This window comes from Xanthomonas sp. LMG 12459, assembly GCF_009192905.1.
Lineage (GTDB): Bacteria > Pseudomonadota > Gammaproteobacteria > Xanthomonadales > Xanthomonadaceae > Xanthomonas_A > Xanthomonas_A sontii.
Genome location: NZ_NSGT01000009.1, coordinates 16,286 through 34,076, shown reverse-complemented (window position 1 = coordinate 34,076; position 17,791 = coordinate 16,286). Strand labels below are relative to the sequence as shown.

Annotated in this window: 14 protein-coding genes; 9 read left to right on the top strand and 5 right to left on the bottom strand. The window is 70.3% G+C overall.

Translation table 11 applies throughout. The features are described 5' to 3' along the window. The first annotated feature begins 65 nt into the window (after positions 1-65). The 4 genes from CEK65_RS02470 (at position 66) to CEK65_RS02455 (ending at position 5,116) form a co-directional block, all read left to right on the top strand. Positions 66-1,538, top strand: a complete 1,473-nt coding sequence (locus tag CEK65_RS02470) for a DNA-3-methyladenine glycosylase 2 (RefSeq protein WP_152180661.1) — start codon at positions 66-68, stop codon at positions 1,536-1,538. Beyond that, positions 1,535-2,062: a methylated-DNA--[protein]-cysteine S-methyltransferase gene (locus CEK65_RS02465; RefSeq protein WP_152180660.1), complete on the top strand. Its 528-nt coding sequence runs from the start codon at positions 1,535-1,537 to the stop codon at positions 2,060-2,062. The genes CEK65_RS02470 and CEK65_RS02465 overlap by 4 nt, the downstream gene beginning before the upstream one ends. A 124-nt stretch (positions 2,063-2,186) precedes the next feature. Next, on the top strand, positions 2,187-3,458 hold the full coding sequence (locus CEK65_RS02460) for an ectonucleotide pyrophosphatase/phosphodiesterase (protein WP_193314668.1): 1,272 nt from the start codon (positions 2,187-2,189) through the stop codon (positions 3,456-3,458). Positions 3,459-3,682: 224 nt separating this feature from the next. Further along, on the top strand, positions 3,683-5,116 hold the full coding sequence (locus tag CEK65_RS02455) for a chloride channel protein (RefSeq protein WP_152180658.1): 1,434 nt from the start codon (positions 3,683-3,685) through the stop codon (positions 5,114-5,116). Positions 5,117-5,284: 168 nt separating this feature from the next. Here the strand turns inward: CEK65_RS02455 and CEK65_RS02450 are convergent, their stop codons facing one another. Both CEK65_RS02450 and CEK65_RS02445 read right to left on the bottom strand, forming a co-directional pair. Then, positions 5,285-5,470, bottom strand: coding sequence for a 30S ribosomal protein THX (locus tag CEK65_RS02450; protein ID WP_017911843.1), 186 nt, complete (start codon positions 5,468-5,470; stop codon positions 5,285-5,287). 111 nt (positions 5,471-5,581) lie between these two features. After that, positions 5,582-5,995 carry a MerC domain-containing protein gene (locus CEK65_RS02445; protein WP_017907253.1) on the bottom strand — a complete coding sequence of 138 codons (414 nt, stop codon included), beginning with the start codon at positions 5,993-5,995 and terminating at the stop codon, positions 5,582-5,584. 155 nt (positions 5,996-6,150) lie between these two features. On the opposite strand from CEK65_RS02445, the gene CEK65_RS02440 reads away from it, so the two are divergent. Beyond that, entirely contained in the window at positions 6,151-8,223 is a 2,073-nt protein-coding gene (locus CEK65_RS02440; RefSeq protein ID WP_152180657.1) for a TonB-dependent receptor, read from the top strand. Positions 8,224-8,279: 56 nt separating this feature from the next. Here CEK65_RS02440 and CEK65_RS02435 read toward each other — a convergent pair whose 3' ends face one another. Beyond that, positions 8,280-8,612 (bottom strand): SMR family transporter, encoded by a 333-nt coding sequence (locus CEK65_RS02435; RefSeq protein WP_152180656.1) that lies wholly within the window; start codon positions 8,610-8,612, stop codon positions 8,280-8,282. Positions 8,613-9,064: 452 nt separating this feature from the next. Between CEK65_RS02435 and CEK65_RS02430 the strand changes: the two genes are divergently transcribed. The 4 genes from CEK65_RS02430 (at position 9,065) to CEK65_RS02415 (ending at position 15,839) form a co-directional block, all read left to right on the top strand. Beyond that, positions 9,065-11,455: a TonB-dependent receptor gene (locus CEK65_RS02430; protein ID WP_152180655.1), complete on the top strand. Its 2,391-nt coding sequence runs from the start codon at positions 9,065-9,067 to the stop codon at positions 11,453-11,455. Positions 11,456-11,799: 344 nt separating this feature from the next. Continuing rightward, positions 11,800-12,633 carry a 2Fe-2S iron-sulfur cluster-binding protein gene (locus CEK65_RS02425; RefSeq protein ID WP_152180654.1) on the top strand — a complete coding sequence of 278 codons (834 nt, stop codon included), beginning with the start codon at positions 11,800-11,802 and terminating at the stop codon, positions 12,631-12,633. Beyond that, positions 12,620-13,621 carry a xanthine dehydrogenase family protein subunit M gene (locus tag CEK65_RS02420; protein WP_152180653.1) on the top strand — a complete coding sequence of 334 codons (1,002 nt, stop codon included), beginning with the start codon at positions 12,620-12,622 and terminating at the stop codon, positions 13,619-13,621. Before CEK65_RS02425 ends, CEK65_RS02420 begins: the two co-directional genes overlap by 14 nt. 22 nt (positions 13,622-13,643) lie before the next feature. Continuing rightward, positions 13,644-15,839: a xanthine dehydrogenase family protein molybdopterin-binding subunit gene (locus tag CEK65_RS02415; protein ID WP_152180652.1), complete on the top strand. Its 2,196-nt coding sequence runs from the start codon at positions 13,644-13,646 to the stop codon at positions 15,837-15,839. A gap of 267 nt (positions 15,840-16,106) precedes the next feature. On the opposite strand, the gene CEK65_RS02410 is transcribed toward CEK65_RS02415, so the two are convergent. Then, the gene (locus CEK65_RS02410) at positions 16,107-16,712 is read right to left on the bottom strand and encodes a nucleotidyltransferase family protein (RefSeq protein ID WP_017916845.1); all 606 of its coding nucleotides are present in this window, start codon (positions 16,710-16,712) and stop codon (positions 16,107-16,109) included. After that, complete coding sequence (locus CEK65_RS02405; protein ID WP_152180651.1) at positions 16,712-17,764, bottom strand: XdhC/CoxI family protein; 1,053 nt, start codon at positions 17,762-17,764, stop codon at positions 16,712-16,714. Before CEK65_RS02405 ends, CEK65_RS02410 begins: the two co-directional genes overlap by 1 nt. Between the last annotated feature and the right edge of the window lie 27 nt (positions 17,765-17,791).

Genomic DNA, 17,791 nt, shown 5'->3' with positions numbered 1-17,791 from the left:
ACAGCCGCGGCATTGCTGTCCGAAAACGGCCAGTGCGCCGCGCCGGGGCCGACTAGACTGGCGCCATGCCTGCCCTCGCCGCCACCGACCACGCCCTCTACGACCGCGCCCGCCAGTCCCGCGACGCGCGCTTCGACGGCGTGTTCTTCACCGCCGTGCGCAGCACCGGCATCTACTGCCGGCCGGTGTGCCCGGCGCCGCCGCCCAAGCGCAGCAACGTGCGCTACTACCCCAGCGCCGCCGCGGCCGCGGCGGCCGGCTACCGGCCGTGCCTGCGCTGCCGCCCCGAACTCTCGCCGGAGGCGCAGCAGCACCTGGGCGAAGAAGTCGTGCGGCGCGCACTGGCGCTGATCGCCGAGGGCGCGCTGCAGGACGCCAGCGTCGCCGCGCTGGCGGCCGAACTGGGCATCAGCGCGCGCCAGCTGCAGCGCCTGTTCGTGGCCCAGCTCGGCGCCACCCCGGCGGCAGTGCATGCGACCCGGCGGCTGTTGCTGGCCAAGCAACTGCTCACCGAAACCGCCTTGCCGATCACCCAGGTGGCGCTGGCGGCCGGCTTCAACAGCCTGCGCCGCTTCAATGCCGCCTTCCTCGACGGCTGCGGCATGCCACCCTCGGCGATCCGCAAGCAGCGCACCGACATTCCCGGCGGCGATCTGGTGCTGCGCCTGGGCTATCGGCCGCCGCTGGACTTCCCGGCGATGCTGGCGTTCCTGCGCAAGCGCGCGATCCCCGGCATCGAGCGCATCGGCGAGGCCAGCTACGAGCGCGTGCTCGGCCCCTGCGAGGCCTCCACCCGCATCCGTGTCGAGGCCGATCCGCAGCGCCACGAACTGCGCCTGCACATCGCCGCGGCCGATCCGCGCGCCATTCCCGACATCGTGCGCCGGGTGCGCCGCGTGTTCGATCTGGATGCCGACCTGCGCGCGGTGCACGCCACGCTCGGCGAGGATCCGCTGCTGGCGCGCGCCATCGCGCGGCGCCCCGGGCTGCGCGTGCCGGGCGGCTGGGACGGCTTCGAAGTGGCGGTGCGCGCGGTGCTCGGCCAGCAGGTCAGCGTGGCCGGCGCGGCGACCCTGGCCGCGCGCCTGGTGGATCGGCACGGCGCCGCGCGGCCCGGCCAGCCGCCGGGGCTGGACCGCGCCTTCCCGACCCCGCAGGCACTGCGCGACGCGCCGCTGGAAGCGATCGGCCTGCCGCGCTCGCGTGCGGCGACGATCCGTGCGCTGGCGCAGGCGGTGCTGGACGGCCGTCTGTCGTTCCGTGCCGGCCAGCGCCTGGACGACTTCGTCGCCCACGCCATCACCTTGCCCGGCATCGGCGCCTGGACCGCGCAGTACATCGCCCTGCGCGCGCTCGGCCAGCCCGACGCCTTCCCCGCCGGCGACCTGGTCCTGCAGCGCATGCTCGGCGCGGACGGCGCACGCCTGAGCGAACGCGCCACCGAGGCGCGCGCGCAGGCCTGGCGTCCCTGGCGCGCCTACGCGGTGCTGCACCTGTGGCACCTGGCCAACGACCCTCCCGAGGAGATCCGCGCATGACCGCGTCCCCGCTGTCCTACGACCGTTTCGACACCCCGATCGGCATTCTCACCGTCGCTGTCGGCAGCGATGGCGTACGTCACATCCTGTTCCCCGAGAACCGCTACGACGCCCGCGGTCGCGCCGACTGGGTGCACGATCCGGCTCCGGTGCGCGCCGCGCGCGAGCAGTTGCTGGCCTACTTCGCCGGCGAGCGCGAGCACTTCGACCTGCCGCTGGCGCCGCACGGCACCGACTTCCAGCGGCGGGTGTGGCTGGCGCTGGCCGAGATCCCGTTCGGCGCGACCTGGAGCTACGCGCAACTGGCGCAGCATGTGGGCCAGCCGCGTGCGGTGCGCGCGGTCGGCGCCGCCAATGGCCGCAACCCGTTGCCGATCGTGCTGCCCTGCCACCGGGTGATCGGCGCCAACGGCGCGCTCACCGGCTTCGGTGGCGGCCTGCCGACCAAGGCCGCGCTGCTGGCGCTGGAGCGACGCGAGGGCGGCGACGCGGCCGCCGGCACCATGGCCCCGCTGTTCGGCTGAGCGTCGCAGCCTGTGGCGGCGACGCCGCGAGCGCTGCGGCATCGCGCGCCCCGGATAGCGATGCACGCGCGCCGCAGGCGCTGTCTTCGCCACGTCACCGTCCGCGCCTTATGATGCCGCGATGATGTCCTCCGTCCTGCGTTCCACGCTCGTCTGCGCCACCCTGCTGCTCGGTGCCTGCGCCTCCGCCCCCTCCACGTCGCCGCACGCGACCGCCGCGGCCGCCGCACCAAGCGCCGCCGTACCGGCGAGGCTGCCCACGCCGGTGCTGCTGATCTCGATCGACGGCCTGCGCGCGGACATGCTCGATCGCGGCATCACCCCGAACCTGAGCCGCATGGTCCACGACGGCGTGCGCGCGCAGTGGATGTCGCCCTCCTATCCGTCGCTGACCTTCCCCAACCACTACACCATCGCCACCGGGCTGCGCCCGGACCATCACGGCATCGTCCACAACAGCATGCAGGATCCGCTGCTGGGCACGTTCCAGCTCAGCGATCGCGCCGCGGTCAGCGATGGCCGCTGGTGGGGTGGCGAGCCGATCTGGGTCGGCGTCGAGAAGGCAGGCCTGCACGCGGCGACGTGGGCCTGGCCGGGCAGCGAGGCGGCCATCCAGGGCGTGCGCCCCAGCCGCCGCCAGGCCTTCGACGCGGACATGCCGCCGAACGCGCGGGTCGACCAGGTGCTGGGCTGGCTCGACGATCCCAGCGCGCCGCGTCCGCAGCTGCTGACGCTGTACTTCGAACAGGTGGACGAAGCCGGCCACGAGCATGGCCCGGAGTCGCGCGAATACGCACAGGCCGTCGCCAGGATCGATGCGGCGATCGGACATCTGCTCGACGGCCTGGCGCAGCGCGGCGAACTGGACCGGATCAACCTGGTGCTGGTCTCCGACCACGGCATGGCCGCGGTGCCGCCCAAGCAGGTGCTCGCGGTCGAGGAGATGGTCCCGCCGCAACAGGTCACGGTGATCAGCTACGGGCAATCGGTGGGCATCGTTCCGCGCCCGGGCCAGGAGGCCGCGGTCGAGGCGCGCCTGCTCGGCGCGCATCCGCAATACGACTGCTGGCGCAAGGGCGAACTGCCGGCGCGCTGGCACTACGGCAGCAATCCGCGCATCCCGCCGATCGTGTGCCAGATGCACGAGGGCTGGGATGCGCTGCCGCGTGCGCGCATCGCCGAGAAGCCGCGCAGCCTGCGCGGCTCCCACGGCTACGACCCGGCACTGCCGTCGATGCGCGCGGTGTTCGTCGCCCGCGGCCCGGCGTTTCGCCAGGGCGTCACCCTGGCGCCGATCGACAACGTCGACGTCTACCCGCTGCTGACCCGCCTGCTCGGCATTCCCGCCGCCCCCAACGACGGCGATCCGCGGGCGCTGCTGCCGGCGCTGCGCTAGGCGGCCACCACTCCCCGAGCATGCCGCGCCACGATTGCGCGTGCCTGTGGCAAGCGTCCACGCCCGCGCGATGACGCGACCACGGGCGCGCGCAAGCGCGGCCCTTCGGGTTGGGTCTGGCAGGCGCGCGGCATACTCGGGAATGGGTGACACGCCCTGAGCGCCACGACAACGGTCGCGGCGCGGCGACGCCCGCCCATGGCAACGCGTGCGACAATGGCGGCATGCATTCGCCCGACTCCGCGCAACCGCCGCGCCTGCGCCATCGTCTGCGCCCGCTGATCTCGCAGGAGAGCTGGAAGCAGCGCGCCGTGCTGTGGGGCGGCGCGGTGGCGGTGGCCCTGGTCTCCATCGTCTTCGCCAAGGCCAGCGACGCCGCCTTCCACGTGTTCCAGCGCATCACCGCGCATTCGCCGTGGTGGGCGCTGCTGCTGACCCCGAGCGTGTTCGCCCTGCTGGCCTGGCTGACCAACGGCGCGCTGCGCCCCACCCGCGGCAGCGGCATCCCGCAGGTGATCGCCGCGCTGGAACGTCCCGACGACGGCTTCCGCCAGGCCAACCTGTCGCTGCGCGTGTCCGCGGGCAAGCTGATGCTGACCACCATGGCCCTGTTCGGCGGCGCCTCGATCGGCCGCGAAGGCCCCACCGTGCACGTCGGCGCCAGCCTGATGTACGTGTTCGGGCGCTGGTTCGGCTTTCGCGATGCGCGCCAGGCCAGTCACTTCCTGCTGGCCGGCGGCGCCGCCGGCATCGCCGCGGCATTCAACACGCCGCTGGCCGGCGTGGTGTTCGCCATCGAGGAACTGAGCGGACGCTTCGAGCACCACTTCTCCGGCACCTTGCTGACCGCGGTGATCGTCGGCGGCGTGATTTCGCTGGGCCTGCTCGGCGACTACACCTACTTCGGCCGGGTCGCCACCGCCGGCCTGCCGCTGGGCAAGGCGTGGCTGGCGATCCTGCTGTGCGGCGTGGTCGCCGGCCTGCTCGGCGGCGCCTTCGCGCGCATGGTGCTGCTCACCGTCGCCGGCAAGCCGCGCTGGCTGGGCGAGCTGCGCCGGCGCCAGCCGGTGCTGCTGGCCGCGCTGTGCGGTCTGGCGCTGGTGCTGCTGGGCCTGATCTTCGGCGCCGGCGCGTTCGGCACCGGCTACGAGCAGGCGCGCAGCCTGGTGCAGGGGCACGCCAGCGTCGGCCACGAATTCGGCCTGATGAAGCTGCTGGCGAACCTGGTGTCCTACGTGGCCGGCATCCCCGGCGGCCTGTTCTCGCCGGCCCTGGCGGTCGGCGCAGGACTCGGCCACAACCTGGCCGTGCTGATGCCGGGCGTGGACCCGCGCATCTTCGTGCTGCTGGGCATGTGCGCCTATCTCACCGGGGTGACCCAGGCGCCGCTGACCTCGGCGGTGATCTCGCTGGAACTCACCGACAGCAGCGACATGCTGCTGCCGATACTGGCGACGGTGCTGATCGCCCGCGGCGCTTCGGCGCTGGTCTGCCGCACGCCGATCTACCGCGGCCTGGCCGAACTGTTGCTGGTGGCGCCACCGCCGGCGCCCACGCCGCCCGCGGAAGAGGAAACGCCGACCTCGCTGGTGGCCGACCTGGCCGGCAGCGACCACGACGACCGCGACGACAGCCCGACCGCGCCACGCCCGCACTGATTGGCGGTGCGTGCCAGGCGCTGGTGCGATCGGAACGCGCGCCACTGCTGCCCGCTTCCGACGCAAGACCGCCGCCTGCCGCCTGGTAGCGACGGCCAAGGTAAAAACAGACAGACATAAAAAAACGCGGCGCAAGCGCCGCGTTCTTCGTCGCAACCGGTGGCTGGCTCAGCCGGCCTTGGCGACCGTCTTCTTGGCCACGGCCTTCTTCACCGCCGGCGCCTTGACCACCGACTTCTTCGCGGCCGGCGATGCAGCGCCCACGGCCACCTTGCTCACGCTGTGCGAGCGCGAATTGCCGTAGCTGGCGTTGTAGCGCTTGCCCTTGGCGGTCTTGCGGTCACCCTTACCCATGCTCATCGACTCCTGAATGTGTTTGCGAAAACCCCCGCGAGATGCACGGGGTTTGGCGAGGCCAACGCGGTCAGCGCCCTCGCGCAAGGGCGGCAAGCCTACCACGTGCGCTCAATGGGCGCAGCTTGCGTCGTGCACGTGGCCGTGGTTCAAGCGCAGGTTGAGCAGGTGCGCCAGGCCGACCAGGGTGCCGCCGAAGGTCATGATCGCCGCGTGCGGCGCCACCGCATGATGCAGCGCCGGCACCAGCAGCCCGGCCCATAGGGCCAGCAGGCCGAGGATGAGCAATCCCAGCGCCTGCCACACGCGGTGCCGGCGATACCCGAGCACCAGACTGAACAGGCCCAGGCAGGTCACGAACAGGACCAGGGTGCGCTCCACGCCCTCGCCCAGCCACATCGCCAGACCCAGCGACGGCAGCACCGCCAGCGCCAGCGGCAACACCGCGCAATGCACCGCGCACAGCAGCGAACCGGTGGCGCCGAGGCGGTCGAGCGCGGCGCGCAGATCGAACGATGAGGACATGACGGTCGGCACGGGTTGAAAGTGTTACGGAATAATATAACATTCGGCCGCCGGCGACCAGCGCGTCCCGCGCCCCTTCCCCGACCGTCCACCGCCGCTGTGCGGTGCCGGCAGCGCGCACGTCGCCCCCGACTGTCCCTCCTAATGGAATGCCCATGCCCTCTCCCCGTCCCGTCCTGCTCCGCCGTTCCGCCCTGTCCCTGGCCCTGCTTGGCCTGCTGAGCCCGTCGCTGGCCCTGGCCGCCGACCCGACCACCACGACGACCGCGACCGACGCCACGCCGCCGGCCAGCGACAGCCGCCACGGCGCAGGCCACAGGCAGGACCGGCACGTGAAGGACATGGACCAGGTGGTGGTCACCGCCAGCCCGCTGCGCGATGCCGCCGGTGCGCTGAGCCAGCCGGTGGGCGTGCTGGCCGGCGAACGCCTTGACGAGAACCGCGGCGCCAGCATCGGCGAGACCGTGGCCAGCCTGCCGGGCGTGCAGAGCTCCAACTTCGGCCCCGGCGTGGGCCGGCCGATCATCCGCGGCCTCGACGGCCCGCGCGTGGCGGTGCTCAACGACGGCCTGTCCTCGCAGGACGTGTCCACGGTCAGCCAGGATCATTCGCCTGCCGTTGAGCCGTTCCTGGCCGACCAGATCGAAGTGCTGAAGGGCCCGTCCACCCTGCTGTACGGCTCCGGCGCCATCGGCGGCGTGGTCAACGTGGTCGACGGGCGCATCGCCGAGACCCCGGTCGACGGCGTGCACGGTCGTGCCGAAGCGCGCTGGGAAGGCGGCGACAAGAGCGGCAACACCGACATGTTCCGCGTCGATGCCGGCAACGGCAGTGGCCTGTCGATCCATGCCGACGGCGTGTACCGCAACCTGAAGGACTACGACACGCCGCAGGGCCCGCAGCTCAACTCGTTCGTCAAGTCCAAGGTCGGCTCGATCGGCAGTTCGCTGGCCGGCGACTGGGGCTTCGTCGGCGTGTCGATCTCGCGCTTCCGCGACAACTACGGCAACCCCGGCGAGCCCGGCGATCCGGCCGCCGGCGAGCGCGGCGTGTCGCTGCAGCTGCACCAGGACCGTTTCGAGCTCAAGGGTGCGCTGAACGACCCGTGGGGCGACGGCAGCGCACTGCGCTACAGCTTCGGCCATACCGCCTACACCCACACCGAGTTCGAAGGCGCGGAAGTGGGCACCAAGTTCGACAAGCGCGCCAACGAAGGCCGCGTCGAGGCCTCCTTCGGCCTGGGCGGCGGCTGGCAGACCGCGGTCGGCGTGCAGGGCAGCGACTCGACCTTCCAGGCCACCGGCGAAGAAGCCTTCGTGCCGAAGACCGACACTCGCGCCATCGGCGTGTTCGCGCTGGCGCGCAACACCTGGGACCGCGTGCAGGCCGAGGTCGGCGCGCGCGTGGACAGGACCAAGTACGAGACCGACACCGGCGTGGATCGCGATTTCACTCCGAAGAGCCTGTCGCTGAGCGGCGGTTTCCGCTTCAACGAGCAGTGGCGCCTGACCGCGAACCTCGACCACGCCGAGCGCGCCCCGGCCGAAGAAGAACTGTTCGCCAACGGTCCGCACATCGCCACCCTCGCCTACGAGATCGGCAACCCCGATCTGAAGACCGAGAAGGCCAACCAGGCCGAACTGGGCCTGATCTTCAAGAACGACTGGGTCGACGCCAAGGTGGCCGGCTACTACAACCGCTACGACGACTTCATCTACATCGTCGACACCGGCGGCCAGTGGTTCCACGAGGAGGACAACGATTTCCTGCCGATCCGCCAGTGGACCCAGGCCGATGCGGTGTTCCATGGTTTCGAGGGCGAGGCCACCTTCCACCTGGCCGACAACGACAGCGGCGCCTGGGACCTGCGCGTGTTCGGCGACACCGTGCGCGCACGCCTGAAGGACGGCGGCAACCTGCCGCGCATCGCGCCGGCGCGCTACGGCGCGCAGCTGCGCTGGGACGCGAGCAACTGGCGCGCCGCGCTGGGCGCGACCCGCTACCAGAAGCAGGACAAGGTGGCGGTCAACGAGACGCCCACCGCCGGCTACACCCTGGTCGATGCACATCTGGCCTATCACGTCGATGCCGGCAGCACCGCCTGGGAAGTGTTCCTGGACGGCAACAACCTGACCAATCAGGATGCGCGCGTGCATACCTCGTTCCTCAAGGACGACGTCATGCTGCCCGGCCGCAGCGCCTCGTTCGGCGTGCGCCTGTTCTTCTGATCGGGCAGCTTCGCTGCAGCGTGACGAGGCCGCCTTCGGGCGGCCTCTTTTTTCCGCTAATGCGGGGCGCTGCGCGAGAACATGTTGATCACCACCACGCCGGCGACGATCAGCGCCATGCCGACGATCGCCGGCGGGTCCAGCGCCTGGCCGAACCGCCACCACGCCAGCAGCGAGATCAACACGATGCCGATGCCCGACCAGAGCGCATAGGCCACGCCCACCGGCACGCTGCGCAGGGTCAGCGACAGCAGATAGAAGGCGATGCCATAGCCGCACAGTGCCAGCAGCGTCGGCCACAGCCGGGTGAAGCCTTCGCTGGCCTTCAGCGCCGAGGTCGCGACCACCTGGGCGAGGATGGCCACCAGCAGGAACAGCCAGTTCTTCATTGCAGGACACTCCTGGACGCGCAGCGCGCCACGATAGCAAGCGGCGCGTGGCGACGATGGCGACGGCCCTTGCCCCGGATGCACGCTGCGCAGGAGCGGCGCGTTGTGCCCTTCTGGAAATCGACCGCGATCGGCGTTCCGGGATCGTCTCTGGCACGGCTGCGTCTCTCCTGCGACGCCACGCATGGCCACACGCATGACCAATCGAAGCGACGCCGCCCTGCGCAGCGCACGCCGCAGGTTGCGGTGCGATGGCGATCTGCCTGGGCAACCCGTCACGCAAACGCGGCCTGTACCGCGCTGCACAACGGTCCGATCGCCCGACGGCGTTACAAAGGGCGCCGCGCGTCGCCCTGCTTCGCGCCGTCCCGGCCGATGCGACGCGGCCGCGCGCTGCACGCGCGTGCCGCATCCCGGCCGATCGTTCCGAATGAAGAAAGGAGAGATTCTTCATGCATCTTGCGCCGCTTCGTCATCTGCTGCCCCTGTCCATCGCCGCCGTCCTGCTCGCGCCCCCCGCGTTGGCGCAGACCGCCGACGCACCCACCGCGCCGGCAACGCAACCCGACGCCACCACCCTGGATACCGTGGTCGTCAGCGGCACTGCGCGCTTCAGCGGCCTGCGCAAGCGCGACGCCAGCTTCTCGATCACCACCGCCACACCCGAACAGATCCAGCAGGCGGTGCCGCAGAGCAGCGCCGACCTGCTGAAGATCGTGCCGGGCGTGTGGGCCGAACCCAGCGGCGGCGGCACCGGCGCCAACATCTTCGTGCGTGGCATGCCCTCCGAAGGCGATGCGCCGTTCGTCACCTTCCAGCTCGATGGCGCGCCGCTGTTCCCGCCGCCGACCCTGTCGTTCCTGGAAAACTCCACGCTGTTCCGCACCGACGACACCATCGAACGCATGGAAGTGCTGCGCGGCGGTTCCAGCCCGATCTTCTCCAACGGCCAGGCCGGCATCACCGTCAACTTCATCCAGAAGAAAGGCCAGGACGAGCCGGAAGGCAGCGTACGCCTCACCGGCGGCAGCGATGCACTGCGCCGCATCGATCTGTTCGACAGCGGGCCGATGGGCAACGGCTGGTACTACAGCGTCGGCGGCTTCTTCCGCGAGACCGACGGCGTGCGCGACCCGCAGTTCCCCGCCGACAAGGGCGGCCAGTTCAGCGCCACCCTGAGCAAGCGCTGGGACAGCGGCGAACTGTCGTTCTATGCGCGCCATACCGACGACAACAACGCCTTCTACACCGCGATCCCGCTGCTGTCGCGCAACAACGGCAACGACCTGTCCAGCTTCCCCGGCCTCGACGCGCAGCGCGGCACGCTGCTGAGCGACGACTTCCGCAACGTCACCCTGCCGGTCGGCCCGAACGGCCAGACCATCCGGCGCGACCTGGGCGACGGCCGCGGCGTCAACATCGACGTGTTCGGCGGCGAACTGAACTGGGAGGTGGGCGACTGGACCGTCGCCGACCGTTTCAACGTGATGGGCGGCACCGCGCCGACCTACGCGCTGTTCACCGGCAACGCGCCGCAGCGGCTGGGCGACTTCATCGCCGGCTACGGCAGCACCGGCAGCGCGCGCTATACCAACGGCGGCGGCGCGGTCGACCGGAACCAGCAGGTGCTGGAAGCCGGCTGGTGGTCGGTGGACAAGCGCCTGAACTCCTTCACCAACGATCTGCGCCTGAGCCGCACGCTGTTCGCCGGCAACACGCTCACCGTGGGCAGCTACTACGCCAGGTACACCTCCAACGACACCTGGTACCTCGGCAATACCATGCTGCTGACCGCGCAGAACCATGCGCGGCGCATCGACGTGACCCTGGACGACGGCCGCCAGCCGACGCGCGACGGCTTCACCAGCACCGCCTTCCTGGCGCTGCGCGCGCATTACGAGGGCGAGAACGCCGCGGTGTTCGTCGCCGACGAATGGGAACTGGACGAGCGCCTGCGCCTGGACCTGGGCGTGCGCTACGAACGCCAGCACGTCACCGGCACCGTGCACGACACCGCCACCGTGGACCTGGACGGCAATCCGGCCACGCTCTACGACAATGCCACCTCGATCTCGCTGCCGAGCGCGCGGCGCATCGACCAGGACGACAACGCGCTGTCGTGGACCGCCGGACTCAACTACAAGCTCGACGCGCACAACAGCGTATTCGCGCGGGTCAATTCCGGGATCAAGTTTCCCGGCTTCGACAACCTGCGCGACAGCCAGACCAAGGTGCAGGACATCCGGCAATACGAATTGGGATTGAAGTCGGGTGCGGCCAACTACGATCTGTACCTCACGGCGTTCTACAACACCTTCAGGAATTCGCCGTTCCAGGCCTTCCTGGCCAACGGCAGCAACTTCACCACGGTCGGCGATTCGCGTGCCTACGGCCTGGAGGTGGAAGGCGCGATCCGCCCGTTCGGCGGCTTCGAACTGGCCGGGACGGGGGTGTGGCTGGACGCGAAGTACCGTAACTACCGCGAATACACCGGCAACCAGGTCATGCGCCAGCCCAAGCGCCAGTTCCGGCTGACGCCGAGCTACTACTGGATGCTGCCGTTCGGCGACCTGCGCGTGTTCGCGACCTATTCCTACATCGGCGAACGCTACGCCGACCTGGCCAACAGCCAGCGCCTGCCGTCCTACGACATGCTCGACGTCGGTGCCAGCCTGCACAGCGGCGAGCACTGGGAGTTCACCGTCAGCGGCAGCAACGTGACCGACACGCTGGGCCTGACCGAAGGCAATGTACGCGTGCCCGGCGCGGCCACCGGCGGCGTGTTCATGGGCCGCCCGATCGCCGGCCGCCAGTATCAGGCATCGGTGGCGTATCGCTGGTAGCGCCTGCCGCATCGCAGACGCACGCGACGCCATTGCTGCACTGGCGTCGCGTGGCGCCGACCATGACAGGCGCAATCGCGCGCCTGTCGTGGCGGCGATGGCATCTGCAGGAGCGCATGCACGCGCATCCCGATCCAGTACGGCCACCCGTCCGTATCAGTGCCTCGACACCCTCCCTTCGCGTTCTCTTCGCAATCCCTTCGCGGTCCCGCCGCGATGCTCGCGCTCGGGTGCCGATGCGTGCCCGCACGTCGGCGTCGCGATGGCAGCGCCGCTACCCAGGTCGATTCGCTCCATGCTGCGCCACGGCGCGCGCGGTAGCGGTCCCCAGGCAGGAGAGACCGATGCAGCATGAGCCCCACCGTACCGATGACGCGTCCGGCGCCGCCGACAGCGCGCGCGACACCCCGCTGAGCGAGGACGAAGCCGCGCTCGCGCGCCGGCTCGGCATCAACGGCCTCTCGCGCCGCGAATTCCTCTCCCTGCTCTCGGCCGCCGGCCTGAGCAGCGCGGGCGGACAGATCCTCTTCAGCGAGGCCGCATTTGCCGCGCCGGCCGCCAAGGCCGCGCCACCGCAGAACGCCTTGCCCGTGGTCCTGGAGGTCAACGGTCAGCGCCATGCCCTGCAGTTGGATCCACGGACCACGTTGCTGGACGCGCTGCGCGAACACCTGGCACTGACCGGCACCAAGAAGGGCTGCGACCACGGCCAGTGCGGTGCCTGCACGGTGATCGTCGATGGCGAGCGCCGGCTGTCCTGCCTGACTCTGGCGGCGCAGGCCGAAGACACGCAGATCACTACCATCGAGGGCTTGGCCGACGGCGAGCGACTGCATCCGATGCAGGCCGCGTTCGTGCAGCACGACGGGTTCCAGTGCGGCTATTGCACGCCTGGGCAGATCTGCTCGGCGGTGGCGCTGTTGAACGAGATCAGGCGCGGCGATGCCAGCCACGTCAGCGCCGACGTCAGCCGGCCGGTCACCGAACTCAGCGACGCCGAGGTACGCGAGCGGATGAGCGGCAACATCTGCCGCTGCGGCGCCTACCCGAAGATCGTCGCCGCCATCCAGGACGTGCACAGCGGTGGTGCGCCGCGGCCGCTGACCTGGCGCTATGTCGACCAGTCCGAACTGACCGCCCTGAAGATGGCGAAGGAGGTGGCCGATGACGCCGTTTAAGTACCAGCGCGCGACCTCGCCGGAGGACGCGGTGCGCCGTGTCGCCGCCAACCCGAACGCGCGCTTCCTCGGCGGCGGCACCAACCTGCTCGACCTGATGAAGGAAGGGGTGACCGGTGCCGACGAGATCGTCGACCTGACCCGGCTCAAGGGCCTGGCCGAGATCGCCGAAACCGCCGACGGCGGCCTGCGCCTGGGCGCGCTCGCCAACAACACGCAGACCGCCAACCATCCGCTGGTGCGTCAACGCTATCCGTTGCTGAGCCAGGCGATCCTGGCCGGGGCCACGATGCAGTTGCGCAACATGGCCAGCAACGGCGGCAACCTGCTGCAGCGCACGCGCTGCGGCTACTTCTACGACACCGCCCTGCCCTGCAACAAGCGCGAACCCGGCAGCGGTTGCGGCGCGCGCGAGGGGCTCAACCGCACCCACGCGATCTTCGGCCACAGCGCACACTGCGTGGCCGTGCACCCGTCGGACATGTGCGTGGCGCTGGCCGCACTGGACGCGACGGTGCAGGTGCGCACGCCGGCCGGCACCCAGCGCGAGATTCCGTTCGCCGAATTCCACCTGCTGCCCGAGGCGCGAGCCGATATCGACAACCAGCTCGCGCATGGCGAACTGATCGAGTCCATCACCCTGCCGGCGCCGGGGTTCGCCGCGCACAGCCATTACCTGAAGGTGCGCGACCGGGCCAGCTACGCATTCGCCCTGATTTCGGTGGCCGCGGCGCTGGCACTGGAACCGGACGGGCGCATCCGCGACGCGCGCATCGCCATGGGCGGGGTGGCGCACAAACCCTGGCGCGCGCGTGCCGCCGAACGTGCGCTGGTCGGGCAGCGGGTCGGTGAAGACGCCTTCACTGCCGCCGCGCAGGCCGAGATGGCCGCGGCGCGGCCACTGGCGCACAACGCCTACAAGATCCCGATGGGCACGCACGCGATGATCCGCGCCCTGCACCGCGCCAGCGGCAGCGACGCCGCGTGAGCGGCCAACCGGAGAACCGGCAATGAACTACATCGGCAAGGAAATGCGCCGCGTCGACGGCTACGCCAAGGTCACCGGCAAGGCGCGCTATGCGGCGGAGTTCCAGATCCCGCATCTGGTCCACGGCTACATCCTCACCAGCACCATCGCCAAGGGCCGCATCGTGCGCATCGACACCCGCGCCGCCGAAGCCGCGCCGGGCGTGATCAAGGTGCTGACCCATCTCAATGCGATCAAGCCGGTCTCCGACGCGGTCAAGAAGAAAGGCGAGGATCTGTCGTTCCGTGCCCTGGTCGACGACCGCATCCATTTCAATGCGCAACCGATCGCCGTGGTAGTCGCCAGCACCTTCGAGCAGGCGCGGCACGCGTCGCGACTGATCCAGGTGGAGTACGCCACCGAAGCCGCGCAGACCGATTTCGACGCGCTGCTCGACCAGGCGCACGATCCAACCCCGGAAGACGCGCCCAAGCCGCGCGGCAACCCGGCCGCCGCGTTCGCTGCCGCGCCGGTGAAGCTGGAGGCCGCGTACACGATGCCGGTCGAGCACCACAATCCGATGGAGCCGCACGGCGGCATCGGCTACTGGATCGGCGACACCCTGACCGTGGTCAACAAGAGCCAGAACGTCTACCAGGACCGCGAACAGCTGGCCGGCTACTTCGGCATTCCGGTGGACAAGGTCAACGTGGTGTCGCTGTTCGTCGGCGGCGCGTTCGGCTCCTGCCTGCGCCCCAACTACTACACCTTCCTGCTCGGCGCGGTCTCCAAGGCGGTCGGCCTGCCAGTGAAGATCGTCTACACCCGGCGGCAGATGTTCAGCGGCCATGGCTACCGCCCCTATTACCGCGTGGAACTGGGGCTGGGCGCCGACGCCGCCGGCACACTGCAGGCGATCCGCTACCGGCACGTGCTCAACACCTCGCGCATCGAGGCATTCAACGAGGCCTTCTTCCGCAACGCGCGCTCGCTGTACGCCTGTCCCAACGTGGAGGATCGCTTCGAGGTGGTGGAGACCGACCTGCCGACGCCGCAGGCGATGCGCGCGCCCGGCACCATCAGCCAGATGTTCGGCATCGAATGCGCGATGGACGAACTGGCCTATGCGCTGAAGATGGACCCGCTGCAACTGCGCCTGGCCAACTACGCCGAGACCGACCCGGAAACCGGCAAGCCGTTTTCGAGCAAGGCGCTGCGCGAGTGCTACGCGCTCGCCGCCGAGACCTTCGGCTGGAGCAAGCGCACGCCCGAGCCGCGCTCCATGCGCGACGGCCGCCTGCTGGTCGGCTGGGGCATGGCCACCGGCACCTGGGCGTCGATGCAGATGCCCGCGCTGGCGCGGGTGGTACTGAAGGCCGATGGCAGCGCTCGCGTCGGCAGTGCCACCTCCGACATCGGCCCCGGCACCTACACGGTGATGACCCTGATCGCCGCCGAGTATCTGGGCATCGACGCCAAGCGCGTGCAGTTCGAACTGGGCGACACGCGCCTGCCGAAGGCGCCGGCGCAGGGCGGCTCGTGGACCACCGCCAGCGTCGGCAGCGCGATCCACGGCGCGGCGCGCGAGATCCGCGGCAAGCTGCTGGAACTGGCCAGGCAGGATGGGCAGGCCGCATTCAGCGGGCTGGATATGGATGCGGTGGAACTGGTCGATGGCCAATTGCGTCCGACCGGCAAGCCCGAGGCCGGCCTGGAGGTCGCCAAGCTGATGCGCCAGCACGGCCTGCAGGAACTGGAGGTGGTGCACGAATCCAAGCCCTCGGCCGAGCGCAAGCAGTACGCCACCGCCGCACACGGCGCGCAGTTCATTGAGGTCAAGGTCGATCCGGACACCGGCATGGTGCAGGTGACGCGGGTCATCGAAGCCACCGCCTGCGGCAAGATCATGAATCCGCTGACCTCGCACAGCCAGGAAATCGGCGGCGTGGTGATGGGCATCGGCATGGCGCTCAGCGAAGGCACCGAGATCGACCATCGCTACGGGCGCATGCTCAACGCCTCGCTGGCCGACTATCACGTGCCGGTCAACGCCGACGTGCACGAGATCCAGACCATGTTCGTCGAAGAGGACGACACCATCGTCAACCCGCTCGGGGTCAAGGGCATGGGCGAACTGGGCATGGTCGGCATTCCCGCAGCCATCGCCAACGCCGTGTTCCACGCCACCGGCAAGCGCATCCGCGACCTGCCGATCACTCCGGACAAGTTGATCGGCTGAGCACGAGCGCCGCTTGCTGCGCCGTTCGCCCTATCCCTCGTGGGAGCGGCTTCAGCCGCGACAGACGTCACCCATGGCGCCTGTCGCGGCTGAAGCGGCTCCTACGACATCGCTTCCGTAGTCATCAGAAGTGGCATTCCGTTGCAAAGAGCAAAGTAGGACGCCATCCAACGTCGACCGTTGTCTGACGGAAGCCTTCGCTGCATCTATCGCATCCCGCAGCAAGTCCTGCAGGAACCATCGCTACGTCGCGCCCTGTGGCGACCGCTATGGATCCAGCCACCCTTTCGCCACCGCCGCCTGTACATCCTCCGGCGTGTCCAGGTCCAGCGCCAACGCCGGCGCGACGATGCAACCGAGGCTATCCGGTGCCAGCGTCGCGAACAGCGTGCGCAAGCCCTGGTCGCCGCCCAATGGCAGCGCGCGCCAGCGCTGCTGCGCCACCACCGCGGGCATGCCACGCACGCCGGCGTAGGCGCTCACCGCGCAACCGGACGCCGCCCGTGAGGCCGCCGCCAGCAGATCCTGCAGATGCGCCGCGGCCAACGCTGGCTGGTCGCAACCGAGCACCAGGCTGTGGGTGATCGCGGCATCGTCGCCTACCGCCGCACGCAGGCAGTCCAGGCTGCCGCCCATGCCGGTGGACCAGTCCGGATTGCGCACGCACTCCACCGGCAATCCCTGCAGCAACGGGCGCAGCGCCTCGGCCTGCGCACCCAGCACCACCACGCAACGCGCCGGCGCCGTGGACAGCGCCAGGCGCACGACCTTGCGCAGCAGCGGCTCGCCGTCGCTGGTCAGCGTCTGCTTGGGACGGCCGAGGCGGCGGCTGCCACCCGCGGCCAGGATCAGCGCCGCGTGCGCCTGCGCCATCACCTGGCACCTTCGGCCAGCAACCGCGGCGCTGCCGTCAGCGCATCGCGGTGCGATCGCCGCGGCCTGTCGCTCGCCTGCGCGACCGCACTCAGCCGCGGCGGCGCCGCCCGGCTGGCCTGCAACTGCGCGGCGATGCTCAGCGCGATCGCTTCTGCGCCATTGCCTCCCAGGCGCAGCCCGATCGGCGAATGCAGGCGCGGCGACAACTGCGCGCGTTGCGTCGGACTCAGCAAACGGAACAGGTCCTCGCGCCGCCGCACCGGCCCCAGCAGGCCGAGGAACGGGATCGCGCTGCCGGCCAGCGCGTCCAGCGCTTCGCGATCCAGTTCGAAATTGTGGTGCATCACCAGTGCCGCATCGCTGCCGTCACAGTCGGCCAGGGCGCGGGTCGGCGTGCATGCCAGGGCGCGGTCGGCCAGCGCCGCCAACGCAGACCAGCGCGGCCGCTGCTCGACCAGGGTCGTCATCCAGCCCAATTGACGCAGCAGCGGCAGCAACACGGTGGTTTCCGGGCCGGCACCGAAGACGCTGACCCTCGGCGGCGGCGGCACCTGCACTTCGCCGACGCGCGACGGCGCCACAGACAGCGTGTGCCAAGGCAGGCACCACCGCAACGCCTGCTCGGCCACGCTGGCGGCGATGCGACCGTCGGCCTCCAGCGCCAGGGTCAATCCACCGCGCCCCTGCAGCCAGGCCTGGGCCAGCCCGTCGAAGCCAGGCAAGGCGAGCAGCGGCAGCAAGGCCAGGTGCAGGCGGCCCCGGCAACCGGCTGACGAACCCGACAGCAGGTCTTCGTCCTCGCGCGTATCGATCTCCATCCACACCGGCATGCCGGCGACGACGGCCTCCGCGGCGCAGCGCGCGATCTCCGGCTCCAGGCACCCGCCGCTGAGCCAACCCTGCTGCGCACCATCGGGGCCGAACAAGGCCATCGCCCCGGCATGCGCGTAAGTGGAGCCTTCGCGGGCCATCGCCACGGCCAGGACCGCGGGCGTGCCGCGGCGGCAGGCGTCGATTGCAGCATGGAGACAGTGTCGGGCAGCGGACATGCGGCGGCACAGGCAACGTGGGAAACC